Genomic DNA, 22,020 nt, shown 5'->3' with positions numbered 1-22,020 from the left:
TTATCTTTGCATCAACTACACAACTTCATTAATTTTTTCGCCTTACTTTAAACGAATTAGTGTTAATGATTTTGCTATTCACAATTCAAACGTACCAAATAATGATCACATTCTATACTGTACAAGCATACAGTTTCAACCAGTGTTTTTAAATTTCACTCAACATTTTAACTAAGTGAGTAATCGCGAAGGTGATAGCGTGTTGACGCACCTCGTCTCGGTTGCCGCTGAATACTTGTTTAATTTGCGCTTCGTGTTCTCCACACAAAAAGCCAAACCAAACCGTGCCCACTGGCTTTTCTTCACTGCCGCCGCCAGGACCAGCGATACCGCTAACGGTTACCACAAGTTGCGCACCGCTATTACGGCGCACGCCACTTGCCATTTCCTTTACCGTTTGCTGCGACACCGCTCCATATTCGACAAGCGTTTGCTCAGCAACGCCCAATATGCTTTGCTTGGCGTCGTTAGAGTAAGTCACCCAAGATTGATTGAACCAATCTGAGCTGCCCGACACGCTGGTAAAAGCAAAGGCAACGCCTCCGCCAGTACACGATTCAGCGCTAGATACAGTCCAGTCTTTTTCTCTTAGTGCGTCGCCCAACACCTGAACTTGCGCAGATAATGCGCTATCAAGTATCAAAGGGGTGGCGTTTACCGTCGAATCAGTTGAAAATGTTGTGCTCATTTAGATATACCTAATTACACCTGTTGTGCTTTATCAGATCTTCGCTTGATCTTAGTGGGCGTGAGTTTATCATTTATTCCCCTCAACAGGCATTAAACCCAGCAACAAAATCAGAGGCATTTTTTGGAATCACATACTCCCATGATGCGCCAGTACCTTACAATTAAGGCGCAGCATCCGAATATTTTATTGTTTTATCGCATGGGCGACTTCTACGAGTTGTTTTATGACGATGCCAAAAAAGCCGCAGAACTGCTGGATATATCGCTAACGGCCAGGGGCAAATCTGGTGGCGAGCCTATTCCTATGGCAGGCGTTCCTTACCATGCAGTAGAAAGCTATTTATCCCGCCTAGTTAGAATGGGTGAATCGGTTGCAATTTGCGAGCAGGTAGGCGACCCAGCCACCAGCAAAGGCCCTGTTGAGCGTGCGGTACAACGTATCGTTACGCCAGGTACGGTGACTGACGAAGCGCTTTTAGAAGAACGTCGCGACAACATTCTAGCCGCCGTTTGCGGTCACAGCATGCATTATGGTTTAGCAACCCTAGATGTGACTAGCGGCCGATTTGTTGTGTTCGAGTGCGATAGCGATGAAAGCTTACTTGCAGAAATTCAGCGTATTAACCCGGCTGAGCTACTCTATCCAGAAGGGTTTGAAAGCTTACCTCTTGTTGAAAACCGAAAAGGGCTTAGACGCCGCCCCGAATGGGAATTCGATATTGATACCGCTACCGAGCAATTAAACGCCCAGTTCGAAACCAAAACATTAGATGGCTTTGGTATAAAAGGCGTAACCAAAGGCTTAGGCGCAGCGGGCTGTGTTTTACAATATGTGAAAGATACTCAGCGCACTGCCCTGCCGCACATTCGCCGTATTCAAACAGAACAGCAAGACAGCCGCGTGCAGCTTGATGCCGCTACTCGCAGAAACTTAGAGTTAACCCATAATTTATCTGGCGGTCAGGAAAATACCTTATTTAGTGTAATGGATACCACCACCACGGCCATGGGTAGCCGTATGTTGCAGCGTATCATCCATTCGCCACTTACCGATCAACACGAGCTTCACAGCCGTTTAGACGCCGTTGAGACGTTTATTAACGATGATCCAGAAGATATTCGAACTGCGCTAAAACACATTGGCGACATCGAGCGCATCATGGCCCGCTTAGCCCTTCGCTCTGCAAGGCCACGCGACTTTGCTCGCCTAAAGAACGCGTTTAATGCGCTCCCCGATTTGCAAGATGCTCTTCTTCGATTCGATACAGGGCAAATTCGAAGCATCAGCGAAACTATTGGTACTTACCCTGACCTTCAAGCCCTGTTAAATGAGGCCATTATCGATAACCCACCAGTGGTAATACGCGATGGCGGCGTAATTGCCGAAGGTTACAACGCTGAACTTGATGAGTTACGCAAACTCTCGCAAGGAGCTACCGATTACCTTGATGCGATGGAGCAGCGTGAGCGCGAGCGTACGGGAATTTCAACGCTAAAAGTGGGTTATAATAAAGTTCATGGCTTCTTTATTGAAATTAGCCGAGCGAACAGTGCTTTGGCACCTGCAGAATATATTCGCAGGCAAACCCTAAAGAACACCGAGCGCTACATTACGCCTGAACTAAAAGAGCACGAAGACAAAGTACTCAGCAGCCAAGGCGCTGCGCTTGCCCTTGAAAAGCAGCTTTACGAAGCCTTGTTTGATAACTTTGCACCACACCTAAATAATCTAATTGAAACTGCTGCTGCGCTAGCCAAGTTAGACGTGCTGTGCTGTTTTGCCGAACGTGCTATTTCTCTTGACTGGTATCGTCCTCAATTAAGCCAAGAATGCGCGCTTACGTATGAAGCGGGTCGCCACCCTGTGGTTGAAAACGTGATGAAAGACCCCTTCATTGCTAACCCGCTTCAGCTAGATACCGAGCGTCGTATGTTAATTATTACCGGCCCAAACATGGGCGGTAAGTCGACTTACATGCGCCAAACCGCACTGATTGCTTTGTTGGCCTGCATTGGCAGTTTTGTGCCTGCAGAAAATGCTCATATTGGAAAGCTAGACCGTATCTTCACGCGAATTGGTGCATCAGACGATTTAGCCTCCGGGCGCTCTACCTTTATGGTCGAGATGACGGAAACGGCGAATATTCTTAATAACGCCACCGAAAATTCATTGGTGTTAATGGATGAAATAGGCCGTGGTACCAGCACCTACGATGGTTTGTCACTGGCATGGGCATGCGCAAGTTATTTGGCAAAGCAGCTAAATGCTTACACCCTCTTTGCCACGCACTATTTCGAACTAACTGAGCTACCAGAAACCCAAACCGGCGTAGTGAATGTGCACTTAGATGCAATGGAATTCGAAGATACCATACGCTTCATGCATACCGTTTCTGAAGGCGCCGCTAGCAAGAGCTTCGGTTTACAGGTAGCGCAGCTAGCTGGCGTACCTAAGGCGGTAATAATAGCGGCACAACAAAAGCTTGCCGTTTTGGAGTCATCGCACCTTATGACAAGCGATGAAAACGAACAAGGGGATAGAGAAGCTGAAGGAAAAGGAGAAGCTAGCCAAAAGCCTTTAGCGTCTGGTGCCACCTCAGCGTCGTTAAAAACTTCGGCGAGTAAAGCGTCAAAAGCCAAAGGCCAAGCTGAAATGCTTTTCCCAGATAAACCCCACCCAGTGGTAGAAGCTCTTGAAAACTTATCACCCGATGAGCTATCGCCTCGCCAAGCGCTCGATCTTATCTATACATTAAAGCGCTTGAGCCAGTCTTAAGCACGTACAAATTGCGCATCATGTGGGCAAATTGATTGTCTGCCCACATGATTTTGCGTATACTATCGCCCCGTCCAAAGTGTAGCTGGTTTTGTTCTAAACTCAGCCTATATTTACCATACAACCCAAACGTTCTAGGTTTCGCATGACAAATTATATTTTCGTCACAGGTGGTGTAGTTTCATCGCTAGGTAAAGGTATTGCTGCAGCATCGTTGGCCGCAATTCTTGAAGCTCGCGGTCTCACCGTAACCATGTTAAAACTCGACCCGTACATCAATGTCGACCCGGGCACAATGAGCCCTATCCAGCATGGTGAAGTATTTGTTACCGATGACGGCGCTGAGACCGACCTTGACTTAGGTCACTATGAGCGTTTTATTCGCACCCGCATGACTAAGCGCAACAACTTCACTACCGGCCGTGTATATGAAGAGGTGCTTAAGCGTGAGCGTCGTGGTGATTACCTTGGTGCCACTATTCAGGTTATCCCGCATATCACCAATGAAATTAAGCGCCGCGTAATTGAAGGTGCTGAAGGTCATGATGTGGCCATTGTTGAAGTAGGCGGAACCGTAGGTGATATCGAGTCGCAACCTTTCTTAGAAGCCATTCGTCAGCTTGGTACTGAAGTAGGCCGCGAGCGTGCTATGTTTATGCATCTTACCCTTGTGCCTTATATGCCGGCATCAGGTGAAGTAAAAACCAAGCCTACTCAGCACTCGGTAAAAGAGCTTCGCTCAATTGGTATTCAGCCAGATATTCTAGTATGTCGCTCAGTGGGTGCATTACCAGCCAGCGAACGTTCTAAAATCGCGCTTTTCACTAACGTTGCCGACAAAGCGGTTATTTCACTGAAAGACGTAGACAGCATCTACCGTATTCCTGCGGCGCTTAAAGCGCAAGGCATGGATCAGCTTGTGGTCGACCGTTTTGGCCTAGAGTGCAAAGAAGCAGACTTATCTGAGTGGGAACAAGTGCTTTACGCCGAGTCAAACCCAACGGCTGAAGTGAATATTGGTATGGTAGGCAAGTATGTTGAACTGCCTGATGCCTATAAGTCGGTTAACGAAGCGCTTAAACATGCTGGTCTTAAAAACCGTTTAACTGTGAATATTCACCACGTAGATTCACAAGATGTAGAAAGCAAAGGCCCACAAATTTTAGAGCATTTAGATGCTATTCTAGTGCCTGGCGGTTTCGGCGAGCGCGGCATTGAAGGTAAAATTGCAGCTGCTCGTTATGCGCGTGAAAACAAGGTGCCTTACTTAGGTATTTGCTTGGGTATGCAGGTAGCGCTTATTGAATACGCTCGCAATGTTGCAGGTATGGAAAACGCGAACAGCACTGAGTTTGATGCTGAAACGCCTTACCCAGTTGTAGGTCTAATTACGGAATGGCTTGACGCAGCGGGCACAACAGAAACTCGTACCGAAAATTCAGATCTTGGCGGCACTATGCGCTTAGGTAGCCAGCTTTGTCACCTAATTGAAGGTACCAAGGTTCATGAGATGTACGGCAATGCCGAAATCTACGAGCGCCATCGTCACCGTTACGAAGTTAACAACAACCTGCGCGATCAAATTGAAGCTGCCGGATTGAAGGTAAGTGGTTTGTCCACTGACAAGCGACTTGTAGAAGTGGTAGAAATCCCTGATCATCCATGGTTTATCGCGGGCCAATTCCACCCTGAGTTCACATCAACTCCTCGGGATGGACACCCATTATTCACTGGTTTCGTTGCTGCGGCAGGGAAATACCAGAAAGAAAATCACTAATTTCTAATAAAAGGGGCGCTCTCTCCCGTTGCGCCCCATTCAATTGTTGAGGAAAAAACATGGCGAAAATTAGTCGCATTATCGGTCGCGAAATCTTAGATTCACGCGGAAACCCTACTGTAGAAGCAGATGTATATCTAGAATCAGGCGTAATGGGCCGTGCTGCAGCACCATCTGGTGCATCTACTGGTAGCCGCGAAGCACTAGAACTGCGCGACGGCGACAAGTCTCGTTACCTAGGTAAAGGTGTTACAAAGGCTGTAGCAGCGGTTAACGACACTATCGCGCCAGCACTTATTGGTAAAGACGCACTAGCGCAAGCTGACATCGACGGCATCATGATTGACCTTGATGGCACAGAAAACAAAGAAACCCTAGGTGCGAACGCAATCCTTGCCGTTTCTCTTGCAGTAGCAAAAGCAGCAGCGACTGAGAAAGGCGTAGCGCTTTACGAGCACATTGCAGACCTAAACGGCACGTCTGGTCAGTACTCAATGCCAGTTCCTATGATGAACATCATCAACGGTGGTGAGCACGCTGACAACAACGTAGACATCCAAGAGTTCATGGTTCAGCCTGTTGGCGCGAAGAGCTTTAAAGAAGCACTACGCATGGGCGCTGAAATCTTCCACGCACTTAAGAAAGTACTTTCTGCTAAAGGCCTTAACACAGCGGTTGGTGACGAAGGTGGTTTTGCTCCTAACCTTAGCTCAAACGCTGAAGCGCTAGCCGTTATCGTAGAAGCAGTTGAAAACGCTGGCTACAAGATGAATGAAGACATCACTCTAGCACTAGACTGTGCGGCGTCTGAATTCTACAAAGAAGGCAAATACGTACTTTCTGGCGAAGACAAGAGCTTCGATTCAGAAGCGTTTGGCGACTACCTTGCTGATCTTTCTTCACAGTACCCAATTGTGTCAATTGAGGACGGCCTAGATGAAAGCGACTGGGACGGCTGGGCAAGCCTAACTAAGAAGATTGGTGACAAAGTACAGCTTGTGGGTGACGATTTGTTTGTTACCAACACTAAAATTCTTAAGCGCGGTATCGATAACGGCATTGGTAATTCAATCCTTATCAAGTTCAACCAAATTGGTTCACTAACTGAAACCCTTAACGCTATTAAGATGGCGAAAGATGCAGGCTTTACAGCAGTTATCTCTCACCGTTCTGGTGAAACAGAAGACGCGACTATTGCCGACTTAGCGGTAGGTACAGCAGCAGGCCAAATCAAAACTGGCTCACTATGTCGTTCAGACCGTGTTGCTAAGTACAACCAGCTTCTTCGCATTGAAGAAGCACTAGGTGACGCTGCAACTTACAAAGGTCGCAGTGAAATCAAAGGTCAGTAAAAACCGCCTTCCAAAGAATCGAGAAGCCGCTTTATAAAGCGGCTTTTTTGTAGCTTCACTTTATTCGCACACCAATCGAAGTAGCAACACGCGCTGAATCTTGCTAGGGTTAGAAAACGTTAGAAAGGTATTTGATAACCCCAATGGCTGCAGGCGATAAACTTCCCTACTCTACTTCCAACTTTCAAGTTGGTTTTTTTGGTGAAGCTGGTGAACTCGGCGGCAGCCACCCTCAGTTCAACGAAATATGTACGGCCTTATACGAAAGAGAGGTTATCACTCTCGCACATAGTGAAATCAAAAACTTATCGTTGTTGAAACGTCGAATGGGCGGCCTACCCTACCACGTTAAAGCTATTGCAAGATATATGGTTAACAACGGTAACTCACTAAACCCTTCACCGTTAAAAGCAGATACACATAATGGTAGCTGGTATGCCAAGCAATCTGCGAAATGCCCTGGAATAAACCATTTAGATGATGGTGAAAAGCGAGAAACCTGGTACAAGAAAAACGCCACGTATGGGCTTGTGGTGCCTGTATTAGTTTTGAGTATTGAAGGGTCGCATATTGAGCTCGATTCTATCGATATGGTAAATCAAGACAATACGCAGCTACACCTAAATAAAAGCGGATGGTTTTCGAATTCAGGTGAGTTTATTCATTCAAACACGCAAATTGATGACGTCGATACCTCGACAGCACTCTCGGTAGACAGGAAAGTGTTGCTAAGGCCATCTAAAGCCATAATGACTGCGGCATGCTGTGGCCATTGCTGGAGTTACAAATCCAGAAGATCACCTCGAGCATTAACGCTTCGCGAAATGCGCTTATCGACACAAATTCACTGGAAAAATTTCACCTTACTTTAGCGTACAAACGCGGGTGTTAACCTCATTCATTTTTCATCCAAAACTGTGAGGCTAGATTTTCCAATTCCATTGCGATTTTATTGGTTTTAGTGGAAACCTGATTAGAAAGCTCCACGCTAATTTGATTAGCATTCAAATGTTCTTTGATTTGCACAATTCTCTCTCGAATAGTGGATGTAACGCTGGTTTGCTCACTCGTTGCAGTGGCTATTTGTCGACTTGCGTTATTCATTTCACTTATTGCATGAATGAGTTCATTCAACGTGTCGGCTGTTTCTTGTGATTTATTCATGCTTTGCTTTGCGCACTCAAAACCCTGCGTCATTTCTTCTGCTGTAAGCTTCACACTAGACTGCAACATATCAATAATTTTACGAATTTCTGTTATTGACTCTTGGGTTCTTAGAGCAAGTTGACGAACTTCATCTGCCACCACAGCAAACCCACGCCCAGACTCTCCTGCGCGTGCGGCCTCAATGGCTGCATTTAGCGCCAAAAGATTGGTTTGATCAGCAATGGTAATGATCACATCAAGCATTTTTTCAATATCGTAGGAACTGTTTGAAACACTTTTAATCGTCATTGATGCTTGTTCAATTTGCCTTGAAAGCAACTCGTTTGCTTTGACATTTTCATCAACAACTTGCTTGCCCAAGCTTGCCATAGTAAACGCATTTTCAGCCTGACCTGAACTAGCTTTTGCGTGACCGGATACATCTTCCACACTCGAAGACATTTGCTCCATTGAAACCGCAACATGAGCCGTTTGATTACTTTGTTCTCTAATCCCTTGTTCTGACTGATAAACAGCTGATGACAGTGATGACGTTGAATCAGTCAGTGTACCTGCAATATTATGGATGCGACCAATTAATGCTGCGTTTTCAGCTTTAAGGGCTTTGAAAGCGACTTCAATACTGCCAAGCTCATCATTTCTTCCACTGTATATGTACCTAGCAACGTTATCGCTTGAAATGGATTTAGCTTGTTTATTTATATCTGACAATGGGTTTAAAACGAACTTTTTTAACGTAACCCCAGCAAAGAAAGCGCTAACAATACAGGCAATAATAATGTTGGAAACAGAGGCTGATACTAATGCAACAATTATAGGAAGAATCAGCGGGACAAGGGTATGGGCGATAAGCTTTTGCTTTAGGCTAATACCTTTAAGTAAAGCACCAGACTTCTTGGCATTCAAAGCTTCGTAAAACTGCGTTGCGCGAGCAATATGATGTTTATCTGCTTTCCTTCTGACCGACTGCAACTCTTGTATCTCGCCATTCTTTTCAATGGGAGTAGCAAACGCATCCACCCAGTAATAATCGCCATTTTTACAGCGATTTTTAACTATTCCCATCCAAGATCTTCCAGATTTGAGCGTTTGCCAAAACTGCTCAAATACCGCTGATGGCATGTCAGGGTGTCGTACAATATGATGATGATGTCCAACAAGCTCCTCTCTTGAAAACCCACTTATCTTAATAAAATCATTGTTAATGTATGTGATTCGGCCCGATGGGTCTGTGGTTGAGAGAATATTAGCGTTTGCGTCTACCGGGTGTTCGTTTTGGGTAACAGGTGTGTTTAATTTCATTGGTTATCCTTGCCGACTCAATTGTTGTTATTGTTGGCTAATCTCAAATTGTTTAGAGAAGACTTCAAAGGGCTGTGGCTTACTGAAATAGAACCCTTGAACCGTGCTAGCTCCAACTTGCTCAACTAAAGCAAGGTGATGTTCATTTTCCACACCTTCGACCACCAGCGCTAAATTCATAGATTCTGTAAGGTTAACTACTGCACTCAAAATATTAAGCGTTGTGCTGTCGTCATTTTCATCGCTATGCAAACACGCTTTATCCAGTTTCAATGTATTTATAGGCAGAGTGCGCAGGTAGTAAAATGAACTGTAACCTTTGCCAAAATCATCTATCGCGATTTTTACACCTATTTCGCGAAGGTTTTCCAAAACTCGTATCGAGGTATTTACATCGGCAATTATCTCGCCTTCTGTGATTTCTAAGACTAGCTGATTGGCGGAAACTCCCACCACTTCACAAACGGTTTTAATAGCCTTAACCAAGCGATCTGTTTTAAGTTGCGACCCTGAAACATTAATGGCCAGGTCTACGTTAGGGTTTGCCTTCAATACTTGTCTGAAGTCTGTACATGCTTTGTTTAACACCCATTCTGTAAGCTCTGAATGAAGAGCATATTGATCTGCAATGGTAATGAATTCTTGGGGGCTCACGGTGCCGAATTCAGGGTGTTGCCAACGGCATAGCGCCTCTACACCAACAATACGTCGAGAATTAATATCAACCTTCGATTGATATACTAAGCTGAATTGGCCTGAACGAAGGCTGGGCACAAAATCTCTGGCAAGAAGCGCGTGTCTAGATGCGGAGTACCCCATATCTTGTATATAAGCACAATCTCGCTGCTTTGTGCTTTTTGCAAAGTACATGGCTAAATCTGATGCAACTAAAAGCTCATCAAAATTTTTACCGTCTTGTGGGTAGGCACTCACGCCAATGCTCGCTGATAATCGGTGTTTATTACCCTTGTGCTCAAGAGGTGTAAGCATGGCAGTTTTGATTTTAGTAATGTAGCTGCGCAGTTCACTTTCACTATAGTTTGGAATGAAAACAATAAACTCATCACCACCGAAGCGAGCAATCTCAAGTTTTCCACTTAAGGTACTTTTAAGTTGCTTAGCAACTAGTTTAAGAATCTCGTCGCCATAAGCGTGCCCATATTTGTCGTTAATTGGCTTGTAGTTGTCTAAATCGATGAACAGCAAATTAAATTTCAATGCTTTATTCTTTTCGATGAGACTATTAACTTTATGTCTTAAATAAGCACGATTTTGTAACCCTGTAAGCTGGTCGTAGTACGCCAGTTGTTTGAGTCTTAACTTGTAGTTGTAATCTAAAGTGATATCAGAAAATACACTGACGTATTTTACTGGGTCGCTGCTTGAAGAAATTTGACTGATATTTTGAAATGAAGCGAACAAAGAACCATCTTTTTTCCTATTCCATAACGTACCAGTCCATGCACCATCATGCATTATCGAATGCCAGAGTATCTGATAAAAATCCTGATCTTGCTTATTTGATTTAAGAATACTGGGGCGTTTTCCGATTACCTCTTCATAGGAATATCCTGTGATTCGACTAAACCCTTTATTAACCGATAGAATCTGCCCATTTGAATCAGTAACTAATATGCCTTCTGATGTATTTTCATAAACAATTTTCGCGACTGAGGGGATTTGCAAAAAAGAGGAAGGGCTTTTAATGAAGTCTACTGTCCCTTCAATTTTTATCTCTCCATGACCACCGCTAATGCGCTTCAATTCAGTTTTAATTTGCAACGTTTCATTGTTTCTAGATTGAAGCGTGGTTTCGACTATTCCATCTTTTAATTTACCAAGAAAAAGCCTACAGAATTGTCGCAAAACACCAAAACGGTTAACGGCTGGGATCGTTGATACCAACTCTGCTGACGTAGGTGAATTGTTTAATGTTAGCGCTTCTTGCAAAGAAGAGGAGATGTACCAAGAGTCATTATTTGAAGAGTAATACCAAAACGCAGCTGTCATTTTATTAGAGTCTTCCTTAGCTAAGTTAATACTAATCTACATTTTATTAGACCATAGGTCTAGACCCTTGGTTTACAGAGATTATTCATGTAAATTGTCTGTAGAACAATGGCTGCCAACCACGTGTTGTTTGCGTTTTGTATCGGGAAAGGAATAGGAATTTGGTATATATTGGAGCTAACCTGTACTTTAATCGCCTGTTTATAAGGAGGTAAATTGAAACGAGATTCCTACCACAACAAAAGAAAAGCAATTATTGATAGTAGCTTTTTACTCTTTTTTGAAAGTGGTTTCAGTAATGTAAATCTACAAATGATGCTGCAACAAGCCGATGTATCCAAAGGCACGTTCTATCATTATTTTAAGTCCAAGGATGGCGTAATTGAGAGCTGCTACGAACATGTAATGACTAGTTTTCTTAAACAAGTTGACGATGTTTTGTCTTCAGTAGATATGAGCCTTGCAGAGAAGTTGATTTTTTTCATTCGCTGGCCTTCATCTTATATTTTGTTAGATGCCGATGGCATCAAGCTTTCAGTTGCTGAGTTTATGTCTTCTTCGGGAAACCATGAATTAAAACAAACCTTTGAGTCTAGGTATGTCGATATCATCGTTGAACCTTTACAAAAGTTGTTGTTACGCGCGAATCAGATAGGTGAGAGTCAACTAACGCACCCAGAGGTGAGTGCGAAATTATTGGCGATGATTATGTTGCCGCTTGTTTATAAAATACCAAATTCATTGCAGTTAGCGCATGGTCATGAAAAAGACGATGAAGCCTTAGAAGCTGGTCTTGAGTGCATTGAGCGAACACTAAAACTAAAACAAAATTCTATGCGAGACTTGGTGGGTAACATATAAAAATGACATTAGAAAATACGCCCTCTTTAGAAGCGTCTATGCTTCACGAAGACTGCCCTGGAAACTGCAACGACTGTGCATTGTTTACGCAATGCGACATGCCTTATAAAGACAAATTCACTTCGTCATCAGAATGTTACTGGCTCATGCAAGATGAAACATTTATTCTTGCAAACGAAGCGACCAAACAAATTTATAAAGTAGATGATCCTGTCGATTTTGTAGGACTAACGCCTGCTTGCGTGTCTCCCAAAGCGCAACCGTGTGGTTTGCCATCAAGTGTGCTCGCAGCAGAAGCTATAGCGCACACTAAAAAGTTTGGAGAGAGCTGTTTTAACTGGATGGGCGCTGATATCAATGGTGACTCGTTAGTGCCTATGAAAATCCAGTTAAACCTAATTAATAGTGATACTCCCAGCTTTATTTTGGCGAAAGGACAAGTTTCGCCTTCCTTGTTTTTTCCAGACGAGCGGCACATAGCGCATGTAAGTCAGCAACTCGAAGAGCTATTTCTTACGCTTATTAATACATCGACAAAAAGCGACATGTCGCTCGAAGACCAAATTTCATTTTTCAAATCAATGCTGACACGCGTGATAAAACGGGCCAACGAAGAGGGCGTCACAGCTGTTTCAAATATTTATGCTACAGGCTGTTTAATTAGCCATACGCTTCACCAACTTCTCGAAGAAAAAGCGCCTTCTGAATGGCTAATAATAGCTTTTTTAGAGAGTTTTGAACGTACCTTAAACTTACCTGACGGCGAACTGAGTACATCTCCAGTCTTCTACAGATTGTTAAAAGCACTTGTATAATAAAGGTATTTTGCCCGCTCGCGTTGTTTTTATTTGAAGACCTTTATTCAGCCTCGCTATATGCAATCTCTATTTGTAAAGCACTTCTTCTTCAGTCATGTCGATATTTTTTGATATCGGCGTGCCTTTCCTTGCCTCTTCACGCTCTTTCACGCCTAGCAATAAATAAAGCGTAACTTTGCGCTAAAGCCACACCTAACATTCACTTTTTCTATGCCATAGTTAGTCACAATTCATGTTATTCCTGTTATTCGCTAATGCACATTAAACGACTGACTACGACGCTGTTCTGCCCGCCACCATCAGCATAAAAAACCGAAAAAACAGAATAAAAAACCAAAATAGAAAATTAAAAATCACACCAAATTTAGAACAAACATCCTAATTGGTGAGAAAAAAGCACTCCAAAGTAAAAGATAACGCTTACCATGCACCTAAACCGTAATAAAAAGCCATCAACGTAGGATGAGCATCCTAAAAAAGCCAAAAGTACAATTTATAGATGAAAAATATAGTCATTATACAAATCAATGGTTGACCTGTTGAGCACACATAGTTACATTGAACTCACAAACTTGGTCAGCAAGAAACTTAAGCAAATGCGAATTCGTTTCCTTATTCTATCTCTACTCCTTATGGCAGCCAGACTGCACGGGTAGATTGCGACCAGCAATTAAACACACAAAAACCCGTGCCAAGCACGGGTTTTTTTTTACTATTCAACTGAGAGAGCGTCATGACAAATCAAGTGAAGATCTTTGATACCACATTGCGAGACGGCGAGCAGGCCTTGCCTGCAAGCCTAAGTGCCAAAGAGAAGCTACAGATTGCACTGGCGCTTGAGCGTTTAGGCGTAGACATTATCGAAGCAGGTTTTCCCGTCTCTTCTCCCGGTGACTTCCGCTCTGTACAAATGATTGCCAAAGAGGTGAAAAACTCGGTTGTTTGCGGCTTATCGCGTGCCTTGCCTGGTGATATCGATGCTTGTGGACAAGCCTTGAGCGTCGCTGACCAATTCCGCATTCACACTTTTATAGCAACATCTGAAATTCATGTGGGTGCTAAGCTTCGCAAGTCTCAAGACGAGATAGTTGAAATGGCGGTAAAAGCAGTCAAACACGCTAGGCAATACACTGATGATGTAGAGTTTTCATGCGAAGATGCTGGCCGTACTCATATCGATTATCTGTGCCGTATGGTCGAAGCCGCAATAAACGCAGGCGCGACCACCGTCAATATTCCCGATACCGTGGGCTACACTACACCTACTGAGTTCGGCGGCATTATTCAGCAGTTGTTCAATCGCGTGCCGAATATCGACAAAGCCACGATCTCTGTGCACTGCCATAACGACCTAGGTTTAGCGGTAGCAAATTCACTAGCAGCGGTTGAACAAGGCGCAAGGCAGGTAGAATGCACCGTTAACGGTATTGGCGAACGTGCCGGTAATGCATCACTTGAAGAAATAGCCATGATCTTACAAACCCGTAAGAACATGTTGGGTTTTGAAACAAACATCAATTCTACTGAAATTTCACGAACATCAAAGCTAGTCAGCCAGCTTTGTAATATGCCGGTTCAGTCAAATAAAGCCATTGTCGGCGCAAATGCGTTTAGCCATTCATCAGGTATACACCAAGACGGGGTCTTAAAAGCGCAAAATACCTATGAAATTATGACCCCAGAAAGTGTAGGCATTAATAAAAACAACTTAAATCTAACGTCTCGCTCTGGCCGCCATGTGATTAAACACCGCTTAACTGAGTTGGGCTACAAAACCGAAGATTACGACTTAGAGGCGGTTTACGACGCCTTCTTGAAGTTGGCGGATAAGAAAGGCCAAGTGTACGACTATGACCTTGAAGCCTTACTGTTTTTTGACAAACAGAAACACGACCAAGCGCACTTTCAGTTGTTATACCTTCAAGCAAATTCAGGTCGTGAAATTATCCCCAGTGCGACAGTAAAAATGAAAGTGGGCAGTGAAGAAATCACCCAATCTAGCATTGGTAATGGCCCGGTCGACGCTGCTTACAAGGCGATTATGGCGATATTGGGTCACGAAGACTTAGAAGTTGTAGACTTTAAACTAGATTCAAAAGGTGAAGGTGCCGACGCATTAGCCCAAGTAAGCGTTATCGCTACTTACAAAGGCCGCCGTTTCCACGGTATTGGTCTAGCCACAGACATTGTAGAGGCCGGCGTTAAAGCTCTTATCTTTGTATTAAACAACACTTATCTAGCTGACAGAATTGATCAGCAAAAAAATCAACAAGAACGCGTTGCAGGAGTATAAATGAGCCAGTATTCAATTGCCGTATTAGCCGGAGACGGTATCGGCCCAGAAGTTATGCAGGAAGCCAATAAGGTTTTAGATGCTGTTGAAAAGAAATTTAACGTCTCGCTAAACCGCACTGCATACCCTGTAGGTGGCTACGCCATTGATACGGAAGGCGAAGCACTGCCCTCAAAAACCTTGTTGGGCTGTGAGCAAACCGACGCGATTTTGTTTGGCAGTATCGGCGGTCCTAAATGGGACACCTTGCCATTGGAGCAACGTCCAGAACGCGCCGCACTGCTTACCCTTCGCAGTCATTTTGATTTGTTCAGCAATTTACGCCCGGCTCGCATTTACCCGGGTCTTGAAGGTTTATCCCCTCTTCGCGAGGATATCGCTAAATCTGGCGTTGACGTTTTAGTGGTACGCGAACTTACCAGTGGCATCTACTTTGGTCAGCCGAAAGGTCGCGAAGGTGAAGGCGAAGAAGAATTTGCTTTTGACACCATGCGCTACAGCAAACGAGAAATTCGCCGCATTGCTATTGCAGCATTCGAAGCAGCGCAAAAACGTCGCGGCAAGGTGACTTCAGTAGACAAAGCCAACGTGCTGGTAACCAGTCGCTTATGGCGTGAAATTGCTGAAGAAGTAGCAAAAGACTACCCAGATGTTGACCTTGATCACATCTATATCGATAACGCAACCATGCAAATAATGAAAAACCCAGCGCAGTTCGACGTGATGCTGTGTTCTAACCTTTTTGGCGATATTGTGTCAGATGAATGCGCCATGATGACAGGCTCTATGGGCTTGTTACCCTCGGCGAGCATGAACGAAGACGGCTTTGGTCTTTACGAACCAGCAGGCGGTTCGGCCCCAGATATTGCTGGCCAAGGCATTGCTAATCCAATCGCACAAATTTTATCAGCCGCCATGATGCTGCGTTTTAGCATGAACTTAAATGATGCAGCAGACGCTATTGAAAAAGCAGTAGTGGCGACGCTAGAAGCAGGTGTACTTACAGGCGAATTATTACCTGCAGATAAGCGCAGCCAAGCGGCAAGCACGTCGCAAGTAGGCGATGAAATCGTTAAACAATTAATGGCGCAGGAGTAAAACAACCTCATGGCCAAGACCTTATATGACAAAGTGTGGCAAGCCCACATCATTAGCCAAATTGGCGAAGACAGCTTAATTTATATCGACCGTCACCTTATTCACGAAGTGACATCGCCTCAGGCATTCGCTGGCCTTAATGAAAAAGGCCGTAAAGTACGACGTCCTGATCGCACTGTCGGCACCATGGATCACAGCATCTCAACACGCTCATTAGCCATTGATGCGTGCGGTCCAGATAATGCGCTTCAGCTTCAAACACTTGCGAAAAACTGTGAAGAGCACGGTATTCAGCTTTTTCCCGTAGGTCACCAAAAGCAAGGCATTGTGCACGTAATGGGGCCAGAGTTAGGGTTAATTCAGCCAGGCATGACAGTGGTGTGTGGCGACTCACACACGGCTACCCACGGTGCATTTGGTGCGCTTGCATTCGGTATCGGCACATCGCAGGTTGAGCATGTACTGGCTACGCAAACGTTAAAACAAAGCCGCGCTAAGAGCATGCTAATTAATGTAAACGGCAAGCTTCCAGTAGGCATCACCGCAAAAGACATCATTCTTGCCATTATCGGTAAAATTGGCCACGCCGGCGCTACTGGTCATGTCATCGAATACGCAGGCGAAGCTATTCGCGGTTTAAGCATGGAAGAGCGTATGACGGTGTGCAACATGAGTATTGAAGCTGGCGCGAAAGCTGGCCTTGTTGCGCCAGACGAAAAAACTTTTGCTTACCTTGAGGGCCGTGAATACGCGCCTAAAGGACAAGACTGGGAAGACGCAGTGGCTCACTGGAAAACCCTTTACACCGAAGAAGGCGCCACCTTTGACATCGTGGTTGAACTAGAAGCTGCCGACATTGCCCCTCAAGTTACTTGGGGTACAAACCCAGGCCAAGTCATTGGTGTAAACACGCCTGTGCCAGCACCAGAAGACTTTAGCGACCCGATTGAAAAAGAGAGCGCAATAAAAGCATTGGAATACATGGGATTAAAGCCAGGTGAAAAGCTTGCCGATGTTGCGGTAAACCACGTATTTATTGGCTCATGTACCAACGGACGTATTGAAGATATGCGTGCGGCAGCACAAATTGCTAAGCGCGGTAAAGTAGCCAGTTCGGTCACTGCCATAGTAGTGCCTGGCTCAGGTAATGTTAAACGCCAAGCCGAGGCCGAAGGCTTAGATAAAATCTTCATCGATGCGGGTTTTGAGTGGCGTTTGCCAGGCTGCTCAATGTGCCTTGGTATGAACGACGATAAATTAGTAGCAGGCGACAGGTGTGCCTCTACCAGTAACCGTAACTTCGAAGGCCGTCAAGGCCGTGGGGCGCGCACTCACTTAGTAAGCCCAGCAATGGCAGCCGCCGCGGCAATTACCGGTCGCTTTGCTGACGTAAGAGATTATCAGGAGTAAGTTATGTCTGAACAAGGCTTTACACAACACACAGGCATTGCTGCGCCACTGGATCAGGCCAATGTCGATACCGATCAGATTATCCCAAAGCAATTTTTAACTGGCGTTACTCGCGTAGGCTACGGCAAACACTTGTTTCACGACTGGCGCTATTTAGATTTAGAAGAAAAAGAGCCTAACCCAGCGTTTGCGCTGAATAAGCCTGAGCACAAAGGCGCTAGCATATTGTTAGCGCGAGAAAATTTTGGCTGTGGTTCAAGCCGTGAACACGCGCCGTGGGCGCTAGCGGACTTTGGTTTTAAAACCGTAATCGCCACCAGCTTTGCCGATATTTTTTATGGCAACTGCATTAATAATCAACTAGTGCCGGTTGCGTTAACTAGCGAGCAAATGGACGCCTTGTTTGCAGCGGTAAAAGCGAATCCAGCGATAGCGATTACGGTAGACTTACCTGAGCAAACAGTAAGTTTTAACGGGACACGTTTCGGCTTCGACATAGCAGAGCATCATAAAAACAATCTTATTAAAGGCTTAGATGCTATTGGCCAAACCCTTGAACTGACTAGTGCTATTGAGGATTTCGAAAACAAACAGCCAGCGTGGGTATAACATTCAAAGGCGCCAGCCAAAGAACGTAAAGCTAGCTACCATCAAACCATCAAACCATCAGTTAGAGTGTTATCGTTAGATAGCACTCTTTTTTATATTAGCTTCTATATTGGTTTCTTGGGCTCAATGATGACTTCTTCGACGATCTTTAGCAGGTTGCAAACGCGTGCAAATAGAAAGCTAATTAGACTAAAGATGAATAAACTCCTCACTTTTTTCACTGGAATATCGTAAAATTCATTCCTATTGTAGTTAAAGTCTATGGCAGTGTTGTGCCTCACAGGAGAGATAATGTTAGAACAAGTACCTATTGATGATTTGCAACCTGGAATGTACGTCATTCAAGTACTTGAACAAACAGGTGCTCTTAAGATGCGTTCTAAAGGCATTGTAAAGACCCAAGCCATCATTGATAGCCTTAAATCAAAAGGTATTCTTAGTGTTGAAGTTGACCTTGCTAGGTCGAAGCTTCCAAAAAAGCCGAAAGTGTCTGAGCCAGAGGCTCGTTCCGAGAAGCACACTTCGAAGCCGGCGGTTAAACCTGTTGGCCGTGATTCTATTAATGAAGCCAACGACCTTTATAACAGTGCGCTTAATATTCAAAGCAGTTTCTTGAAGTCACTGAAAAATGGCGCTGTTAAAGACTTATCGCCTATGGAGTCGCTATCTCAAAGTCTGATCGAAAGCGTATTTGACAATAAAGATGCGCTGAGTTGTCTTACGATGATCAAAGATGTTGATCAGTACCTTTTAGAACACAGCATCAACTGTAGCGTGCTTAGTGGTATTTTCTGTGAGTTTCTTGGCTATGACAGAGACACAATAGAACAAGTGAGCTTAGGCACACTATTGATGGATATAGGTATGTCATCGCTACCTCTCGATATTCGCAATAACACGAGCGAGTTTTCTAACGACGACTGGGAGGTTATGAAAACCCACGTTGAACTTGGCGCCAGTCTGGTTGAGCAATGTGGTGACATATCTGATTTATCGTTAAGAATTATTGAACAGCATCACGAGCGTGTTGACGGGAGCGGCTATCCAAAAGGTCTGGTGGGCGACGAAATATCTGAATTTGCGCGAATTGCCGCAATAGTCGATGCGTACGACGCGATGACATCTAACCGCTCTCACAAAAACAGTATAACCCCTACGCAGGCGCTAAAACGCCTGACAGCAACAGAAAATTTAGATCAAGAACTCGTGAAGCAGTTCATTCAGTGTATTGGTGTGCATCCGGTCGGGTCGTTAGTTCGCCTTAAAAGCGGGAAATTAGGTATTGTTAGTAAAATAAACCCTAAAGATCCAGTGAGCCCGCATGTGATGACGTTTTATAGCGTAACGTCTCAGCATTTTAACGAAGTAAAGCGTATTGATTTGAGCCAATATGACGATGAAATTGTTTCAGGTGTTCGCCCTGAAGAGTTTAGTTTGAACTTGCCCAAGTTTTTTAAAGATGTATTTATAAATCAGATGCCAATTTAAACATCAAAAAGGCCCGTCAGGGCCTTTTTAACATAGGGTATCAACCTTTCAATAACAGCTTTACCCGAAATGCAGCGTATTTACCAGTCAGTAAGTGCTGCCATGGTAAACAGTTCCTCTTCAAAAGAAAGTACCACGCGCTGCGCTTCAATATTCACAATTTGAACTCTATCAGCAATCCAATCACCCTCGCCTATTTGACGCCCGTTCACTCTCACCCATCTATCGCTCGGACGCGATGCATACATATGAGCACTGAAGTTCATACTTGGTAAACGTGTTAACAACCGAACGGGCAGTTGATCCACACGAGGCAACTCATCTTTTACCGTTACTGTTGTTTCAGTGCTTTCATCGTTGTCTTGCGCTTTTGAATCGAGCGCTTGCACTGCTGCATTAAAGCGGGCCACAAGCTCTGGCGATACCGACACATCTAATTGTGAGGTACTTTCGTTTAGCACTTTGCCCTCATAATCTTGCGACTGCGTGCTCTGTTGTTGACTAGGCGACCGATTATCTTGATATTCGTTAATTGTATTTGAATTAGGGTTTCTCGCCACTACATCATTGTTATTGGCTTGGCCTACTGGAGGCGTTTCTGTGTACGCGGCACCACTCTGGCTGGCTCCATTACGTCCCGTTGATGTGGCAATTGGCTTCGTATTACCTGCACTATCAGAAATAACATCTTGTGCGCTACTTTGAATAGGTTGTGACGTAGCTTCACTAGGGTTTACCTTAGAAGCATCTGCATCATTTTTACTGTTAATATCCGTTTGTGTTGCAGCTAGGTCTGTGGGTTCCGGTTTCGCATCGTCAATCTCACTCACCGACGGTTTGTTAGCAGGAACGCTTTGTGATGAGGCAGGCGTTGCAGTCAACAAAGGCCACCAGCGCTCTGTAGTGACAACAGAAAAACCTATACACAAACCTCCAAGAATAACCACAGCAAAGAGTGCGACCTGTTTCGTGTAAAGCTTCCACGCCGACGGTAATCCCTCTACCGTTGGCAAAAATAAACTGCGGTTAAACTGTTCGTTAAGCGACTTATCAAAATTGGCTGTAGTATCGTGTTCGCCGCGAAGTAAAGCCTGAGTTTGCGTTCTATGATGCACCGTAGGGGCAATCTCCACCGTTTGCTCGGGGTCTATTTCAAGCTCTTGAACGCCCATTTCAGACAGGCCTTGCACCATTGCATCGCTGGTCACTAAACCTGATTTTCTAATTTTCACCGGCCCGTTCTGCTTGGTGATTTGAACAATCACCATGCCTGGCGTTAAATTTTCAATGGCAACGATACTAGACATATAAGCTCCCTAATCCGTAGCCGCATGCAATGGCCAGCAAGAACGCCATGGCTAAATACCATTTTCGCTGACTCTGTACGCGCTGACTGACAACATCCTCACCTAAAATCTGCTCGGCTGCAGCCAAGAAAATGGGCTTCTGTACTACAACATGCTGTTTGGTGAAAGATAGGGTTAAGGCGCGATCGCACAACAAATTAATTACCCTTGGAATACCACCCGTAATTTGGTGTACGGCACGAAGCGTAGACTTACTAAAAATGCTGATATCCCCGTCGGCCACACTCAAGCGGTGAGCAATATAAGCACTGACTTCAGGCGAAGTTAGCGGAAGCAAGTGGTAGCGCGCCGTAATTCGCTGCGCAAGCTGACGCAATTCGTTTCGCTTTAACAACTGCTGCAATTCAGGCTGGCCTATCAACACCACCTTGAGTAACTTTTCGCGATTGGTTTCAAGGTTGGTCAGTAGGCGAAGCTGCTCTAGCACTTCAGGCAAAAGGTGTTGCGCCTCGTCTACCATTAATACGGTATTGATGCCTCTCTGATGATTCTTCGCCAATTTCGACAAGATCAAGTCAGTAAAATATTTAAGGCTTGCCTTTTCAGGTGTGTATGCCAAGCCCAGTTCATCGCAAACCGTTGCCAATAGCTCCAGCGCTGATAAGGTAGGGTTTAAAATCATGGCTACCTGTGTGTTGTCCGGCAGCTGCTGAAGTAGTTTTCGCGAAACCGTCGTTTTCCCTGTCCCAACCTCGCCTGTGAGCATAACAAACCCACCACTTTCCCTTAACCCGAAGGTTAAATGAGCCAATGCCTCTTTGTGTCTTGGGCTCATATATAAATAATCGGGGTTAGGCGCAATCGAAAAGGGATTGTCATTTAACCCGAAGTAATTCAAATACATGGTTGCTGAAGCGCCTATATGTTTCTATTTTTAACGACGATTAAACTACCAGACGCAACCTTGAAGTGAAAGCGTATAACGATGTGGCTACGAATTTTATTTGTAACATTGCTATACTGCGCCTTTATTAAATAAACATTACTGACAAAAATAACATT

At 44.6% G+C, this 22,020-nt stretch carries 16 protein-coding genes; 11 read left to right on the top strand and 5 right to left on the bottom strand.

Annotation, left to right across the window (positions count from 1 at the left end; genetic code table 11):
* Positions 1 to 148: 148 nt before the first annotated feature.
* A complete protein-coding gene (locus ACHUFN_RS08020; RefSeq protein WP_394221818.1) occupies positions 149 to 688 on the bottom strand; it encodes a CinA family protein in 540 nt (179 codons plus the stop codon).
* 141 nt (positions 689 to 829) lie between these two features.
* Between ACHUFN_RS08020 and mutS the strand changes: the two genes are divergently transcribed.
* From mutS to ACHUFN_RS08000, 4 genes are all read left to right on the top strand, one after another.
* Positions 830 to 3,466 (top strand): DNA mismatch repair protein MutS, encoded by a 2,637-nt coding sequence (gene mutS / locus ACHUFN_RS08015; RefSeq protein WP_394222098.1) that lies wholly within the window; start codon positions 830 to 832, stop codon positions 3,464 to 3,466.
* A gap of 145 nt (positions 3,467 to 3,611) precedes the next feature.
* A complete protein-coding gene (locus tag ACHUFN_RS08010; RefSeq protein WP_394221817.1) occupies positions 3,612 to 5,243 on the top strand; it encodes a CTP synthase in 1,632 nt (543 codons plus the stop codon).
* A gap of 59 nt (positions 5,244 to 5,302) precedes the next feature.
* Entirely contained in the window at positions 5,303 to 6,595 is a 1,293-nt protein-coding gene (eno, locus tag ACHUFN_RS08005; protein ID WP_394221816.1) for a phosphopyruvate hydratase, read from the top strand.
* A 143-nt stretch (positions 6,596 to 6,738) separates the two neighbouring features.
* Positions 6,739 to 7,467 (top strand): hypothetical protein, encoded by a 729-nt coding sequence (locus ACHUFN_RS08000; RefSeq protein ID WP_394221814.1) that lies wholly within the window; start codon positions 6,739 to 6,741, stop codon positions 7,465 to 7,467.
* Between the two features lie 22 nt (positions 7,468 to 7,489).
* On the opposite strand, the gene ACHUFN_RS07995 is transcribed toward ACHUFN_RS08000, so the two are convergent.
* Both ACHUFN_RS07995 and ACHUFN_RS07990 read right to left on the bottom strand, forming a co-directional pair.
* Complete coding sequence (locus ACHUFN_RS07995) at positions 7,490 to 9,064, bottom strand: methyl-accepting chemotaxis protein (RefSeq protein ID WP_394221813.1); 1,575 nt, start codon at positions 9,062 to 9,064, stop codon at positions 7,490 to 7,492.
* A gap of 27 nt (positions 9,065 to 9,091) precedes the next feature.
* Positions 9,092 to 11,074 (bottom strand): sensor domain-containing protein, encoded by a 1,983-nt coding sequence (locus ACHUFN_RS07990; protein ID WP_394221812.1) that lies wholly within the window; start codon positions 11,072 to 11,074, stop codon positions 9,092 to 9,094.
* Between the two features lie 216 nt (positions 11,075 to 11,290).
* Between ACHUFN_RS07990 and ACHUFN_RS07985 the strand changes: the two genes are divergently transcribed.
* From ACHUFN_RS07985 to ACHUFN_RS07955, 7 genes are all read left to right on the top strand, one after another.
* Positions 11,291 to 11,935: a TetR/AcrR family transcriptional regulator gene (locus ACHUFN_RS07985; protein WP_394221810.1), complete on the top strand. Its 645-nt coding sequence runs from the start codon at positions 11,291 to 11,293 to the stop codon at positions 11,933 to 11,935.
* Positions 11,936 to 11,937: 2 nt separating this feature from the next.
* Positions 11,938 to 12,750 (top strand): hypothetical protein, encoded by an 813-nt coding sequence (locus ACHUFN_RS07980; protein ID WP_394221809.1) that lies wholly within the window; start codon positions 11,938 to 11,940, stop codon positions 12,748 to 12,750.
* Between the two features lie 736 nt (positions 12,751 to 13,486).
* A complete protein-coding gene (gene leuA / locus ACHUFN_RS07975) occupies positions 13,487 to 15,046 on the top strand; it encodes a 2-isopropylmalate synthase (protein ID WP_394221808.1) in 1,560 nt (519 codons plus the stop codon).
* On the top strand, positions 15,047 to 16,144 hold the full coding sequence (gene leuB, locus ACHUFN_RS07970; RefSeq protein WP_394221807.1) for a 3-isopropylmalate dehydrogenase: 1,098 nt from the start codon (positions 15,047 to 15,049) through the stop codon (positions 16,142 to 16,144). It begins immediately after the preceding gene.
* A 9-nt stretch (positions 16,145 to 16,153) separates the two neighbouring features.
* On the top strand, positions 16,154 to 17,554 hold the full coding sequence (gene leuC / locus ACHUFN_RS07965) for a 3-isopropylmalate dehydratase large subunit (RefSeq protein WP_394221806.1): 1,401 nt from the start codon (positions 16,154 to 16,156) through the stop codon (positions 17,552 to 17,554).
* A 3-nt stretch (positions 17,555 to 17,557) separates the two neighbouring features.
* On the top strand, positions 17,558 to 18,163 hold the full coding sequence (gene leuD, locus ACHUFN_RS07960; RefSeq protein ID WP_394221805.1) for a 3-isopropylmalate dehydratase small subunit: 606 nt from the start codon (positions 17,558 to 17,560) through the stop codon (positions 18,161 to 18,163).
* Positions 18,164 to 18,454: 291 nt separating this feature from the next.
* The gene (locus ACHUFN_RS07955) at positions 18,455 to 19,651 is read left to right on the top strand and encodes an HD-GYP domain-containing protein (RefSeq protein WP_394221803.1); all 1,197 of its coding nucleotides are present in this window, start codon (positions 18,455 to 18,457) and stop codon (positions 19,649 to 19,651) included.
* A gap of 80 nt (positions 19,652 to 19,731) precedes the next feature.
* Here ACHUFN_RS07955 and ACHUFN_RS07950 read toward each other — a convergent pair whose 3' ends face one another.
* Positions 19,732 to 20,958 carry a general secretion pathway protein GspB gene (locus tag ACHUFN_RS07950; protein ID WP_394221802.1) on the bottom strand — a complete coding sequence of 409 codons (1,227 nt, stop codon included), beginning with the start codon at positions 20,956 to 20,958 and terminating at the stop codon, positions 19,732 to 19,734.
* Positions 20,951 to 21,862 carry an ExeA family protein gene (locus ACHUFN_RS07945; protein ID WP_394221801.1) on the bottom strand — a complete coding sequence of 304 codons (912 nt, stop codon included), beginning with the start codon at positions 21,860 to 21,862 and terminating at the stop codon, positions 20,951 to 20,953. The genes ACHUFN_RS07950 and ACHUFN_RS07945 overlap by 8 nt, the downstream gene beginning before the upstream one ends.
* Positions 21,863 to 22,020 lie beyond the last annotated feature (158 nt).

This window comes from Alteromonas gracilis (assembly GCF_043642145.1).
GTDB lineage: Bacteria > Pseudomonadota > Gammaproteobacteria > Enterobacterales > Alteromonadaceae > Alteromonas > Alteromonas gracilis_B.
This window is presented reverse-complemented; position numbering and strand designations above follow the sequence as displayed.

Bases quoted from the DNA above. Each gene is read 5' to 3' on its own strand.
- ACHUFN_RS08010 (WP_394221817.1), top strand. From the start codon at position 3,612: ATGACAAATTATATTTTCGTCACAGGTGGTGTAGTTTCATCGCTAGGT.
- leuD (WP_394221805.1), top strand. From the start codon at position 17,558: ATGTCTGAACAAGGCTTTACACAACACACAGGCATTGCTGCGCCACTG.
- ACHUFN_RS07990 (WP_394221812.1), bottom strand. From the start codon at position 11,074: ATGACAGCTGCGTTTTGGTATTACTCTTCAAATAATGACTCTTGGTAC.
- ACHUFN_RS07980 (WP_394221809.1), top strand. From the start codon at position 11,938: ATGACATTAGAAAATACGCCCTCTTTAGAAGCGTCTATGCTTCACGAA.
- eno (WP_394221816.1), top strand. From the start codon at position 5,303: ATGGCGAAAATTAGTCGCATTATCGGTCGCGAAATCTTAGATTCACGC.
- mutS (WP_394222098.1), top strand. From the start codon at position 830: ATGATGCGCCAGTACCTTACAATTAAGGCGCAGCATCCGAATATTTTA.
- leuA (WP_394221808.1), top strand. From the start codon at position 13,487: ATGACAAATCAAGTGAAGATCTTTGATACCACATTGCGAGACGGCGAG.
- ACHUFN_RS07995 (WP_394221813.1), bottom strand. From the start codon at position 9,064: ATGAAATTAAACACACCTGTTACCCAAAACGAACACCCGGTAGACGCA.
- ACHUFN_RS07945 (WP_394221801.1), bottom strand. From the start codon at position 21,862: ATGTATTTGAATTACTTCGGGTTAAATGACAATCCCTTTTCGATTGCG.
- ACHUFN_RS07950 (WP_394221802.1), bottom strand. From the start codon at position 20,958: ATGTCTAGTATCGTTGCCATTGAAAATTTAACGCCAGGCATGGTGATT.
- ACHUFN_RS07955 (WP_394221803.1), top strand. From the start codon at position 18,455: ATGTTAGAACAAGTACCTATTGATGATTTGCAACCTGGAATGTACGTC.
- leuC (WP_394221806.1), top strand. From the start codon at position 16,154: ATGGCCAAGACCTTATATGACAAAGTGTGGCAAGCCCACATCATTAGC.
- ACHUFN_RS08020 (WP_394221818.1), bottom strand. From the start codon at position 688: ATGAGCACAACATTTTCAACTGATTCGACGGTAAACGCCACCCCTTTG.
- leuB (WP_394221807.1), top strand. From the start codon at position 15,047: ATGAGCCAGTATTCAATTGCCGTATTAGCCGGAGACGGTATCGGCCCA.
- ACHUFN_RS08000 (WP_394221814.1), top strand. From the start codon at position 6,739: ATGGCTGCAGGCGATAAACTTCCCTACTCTACTTCCAACTTTCAAGTT.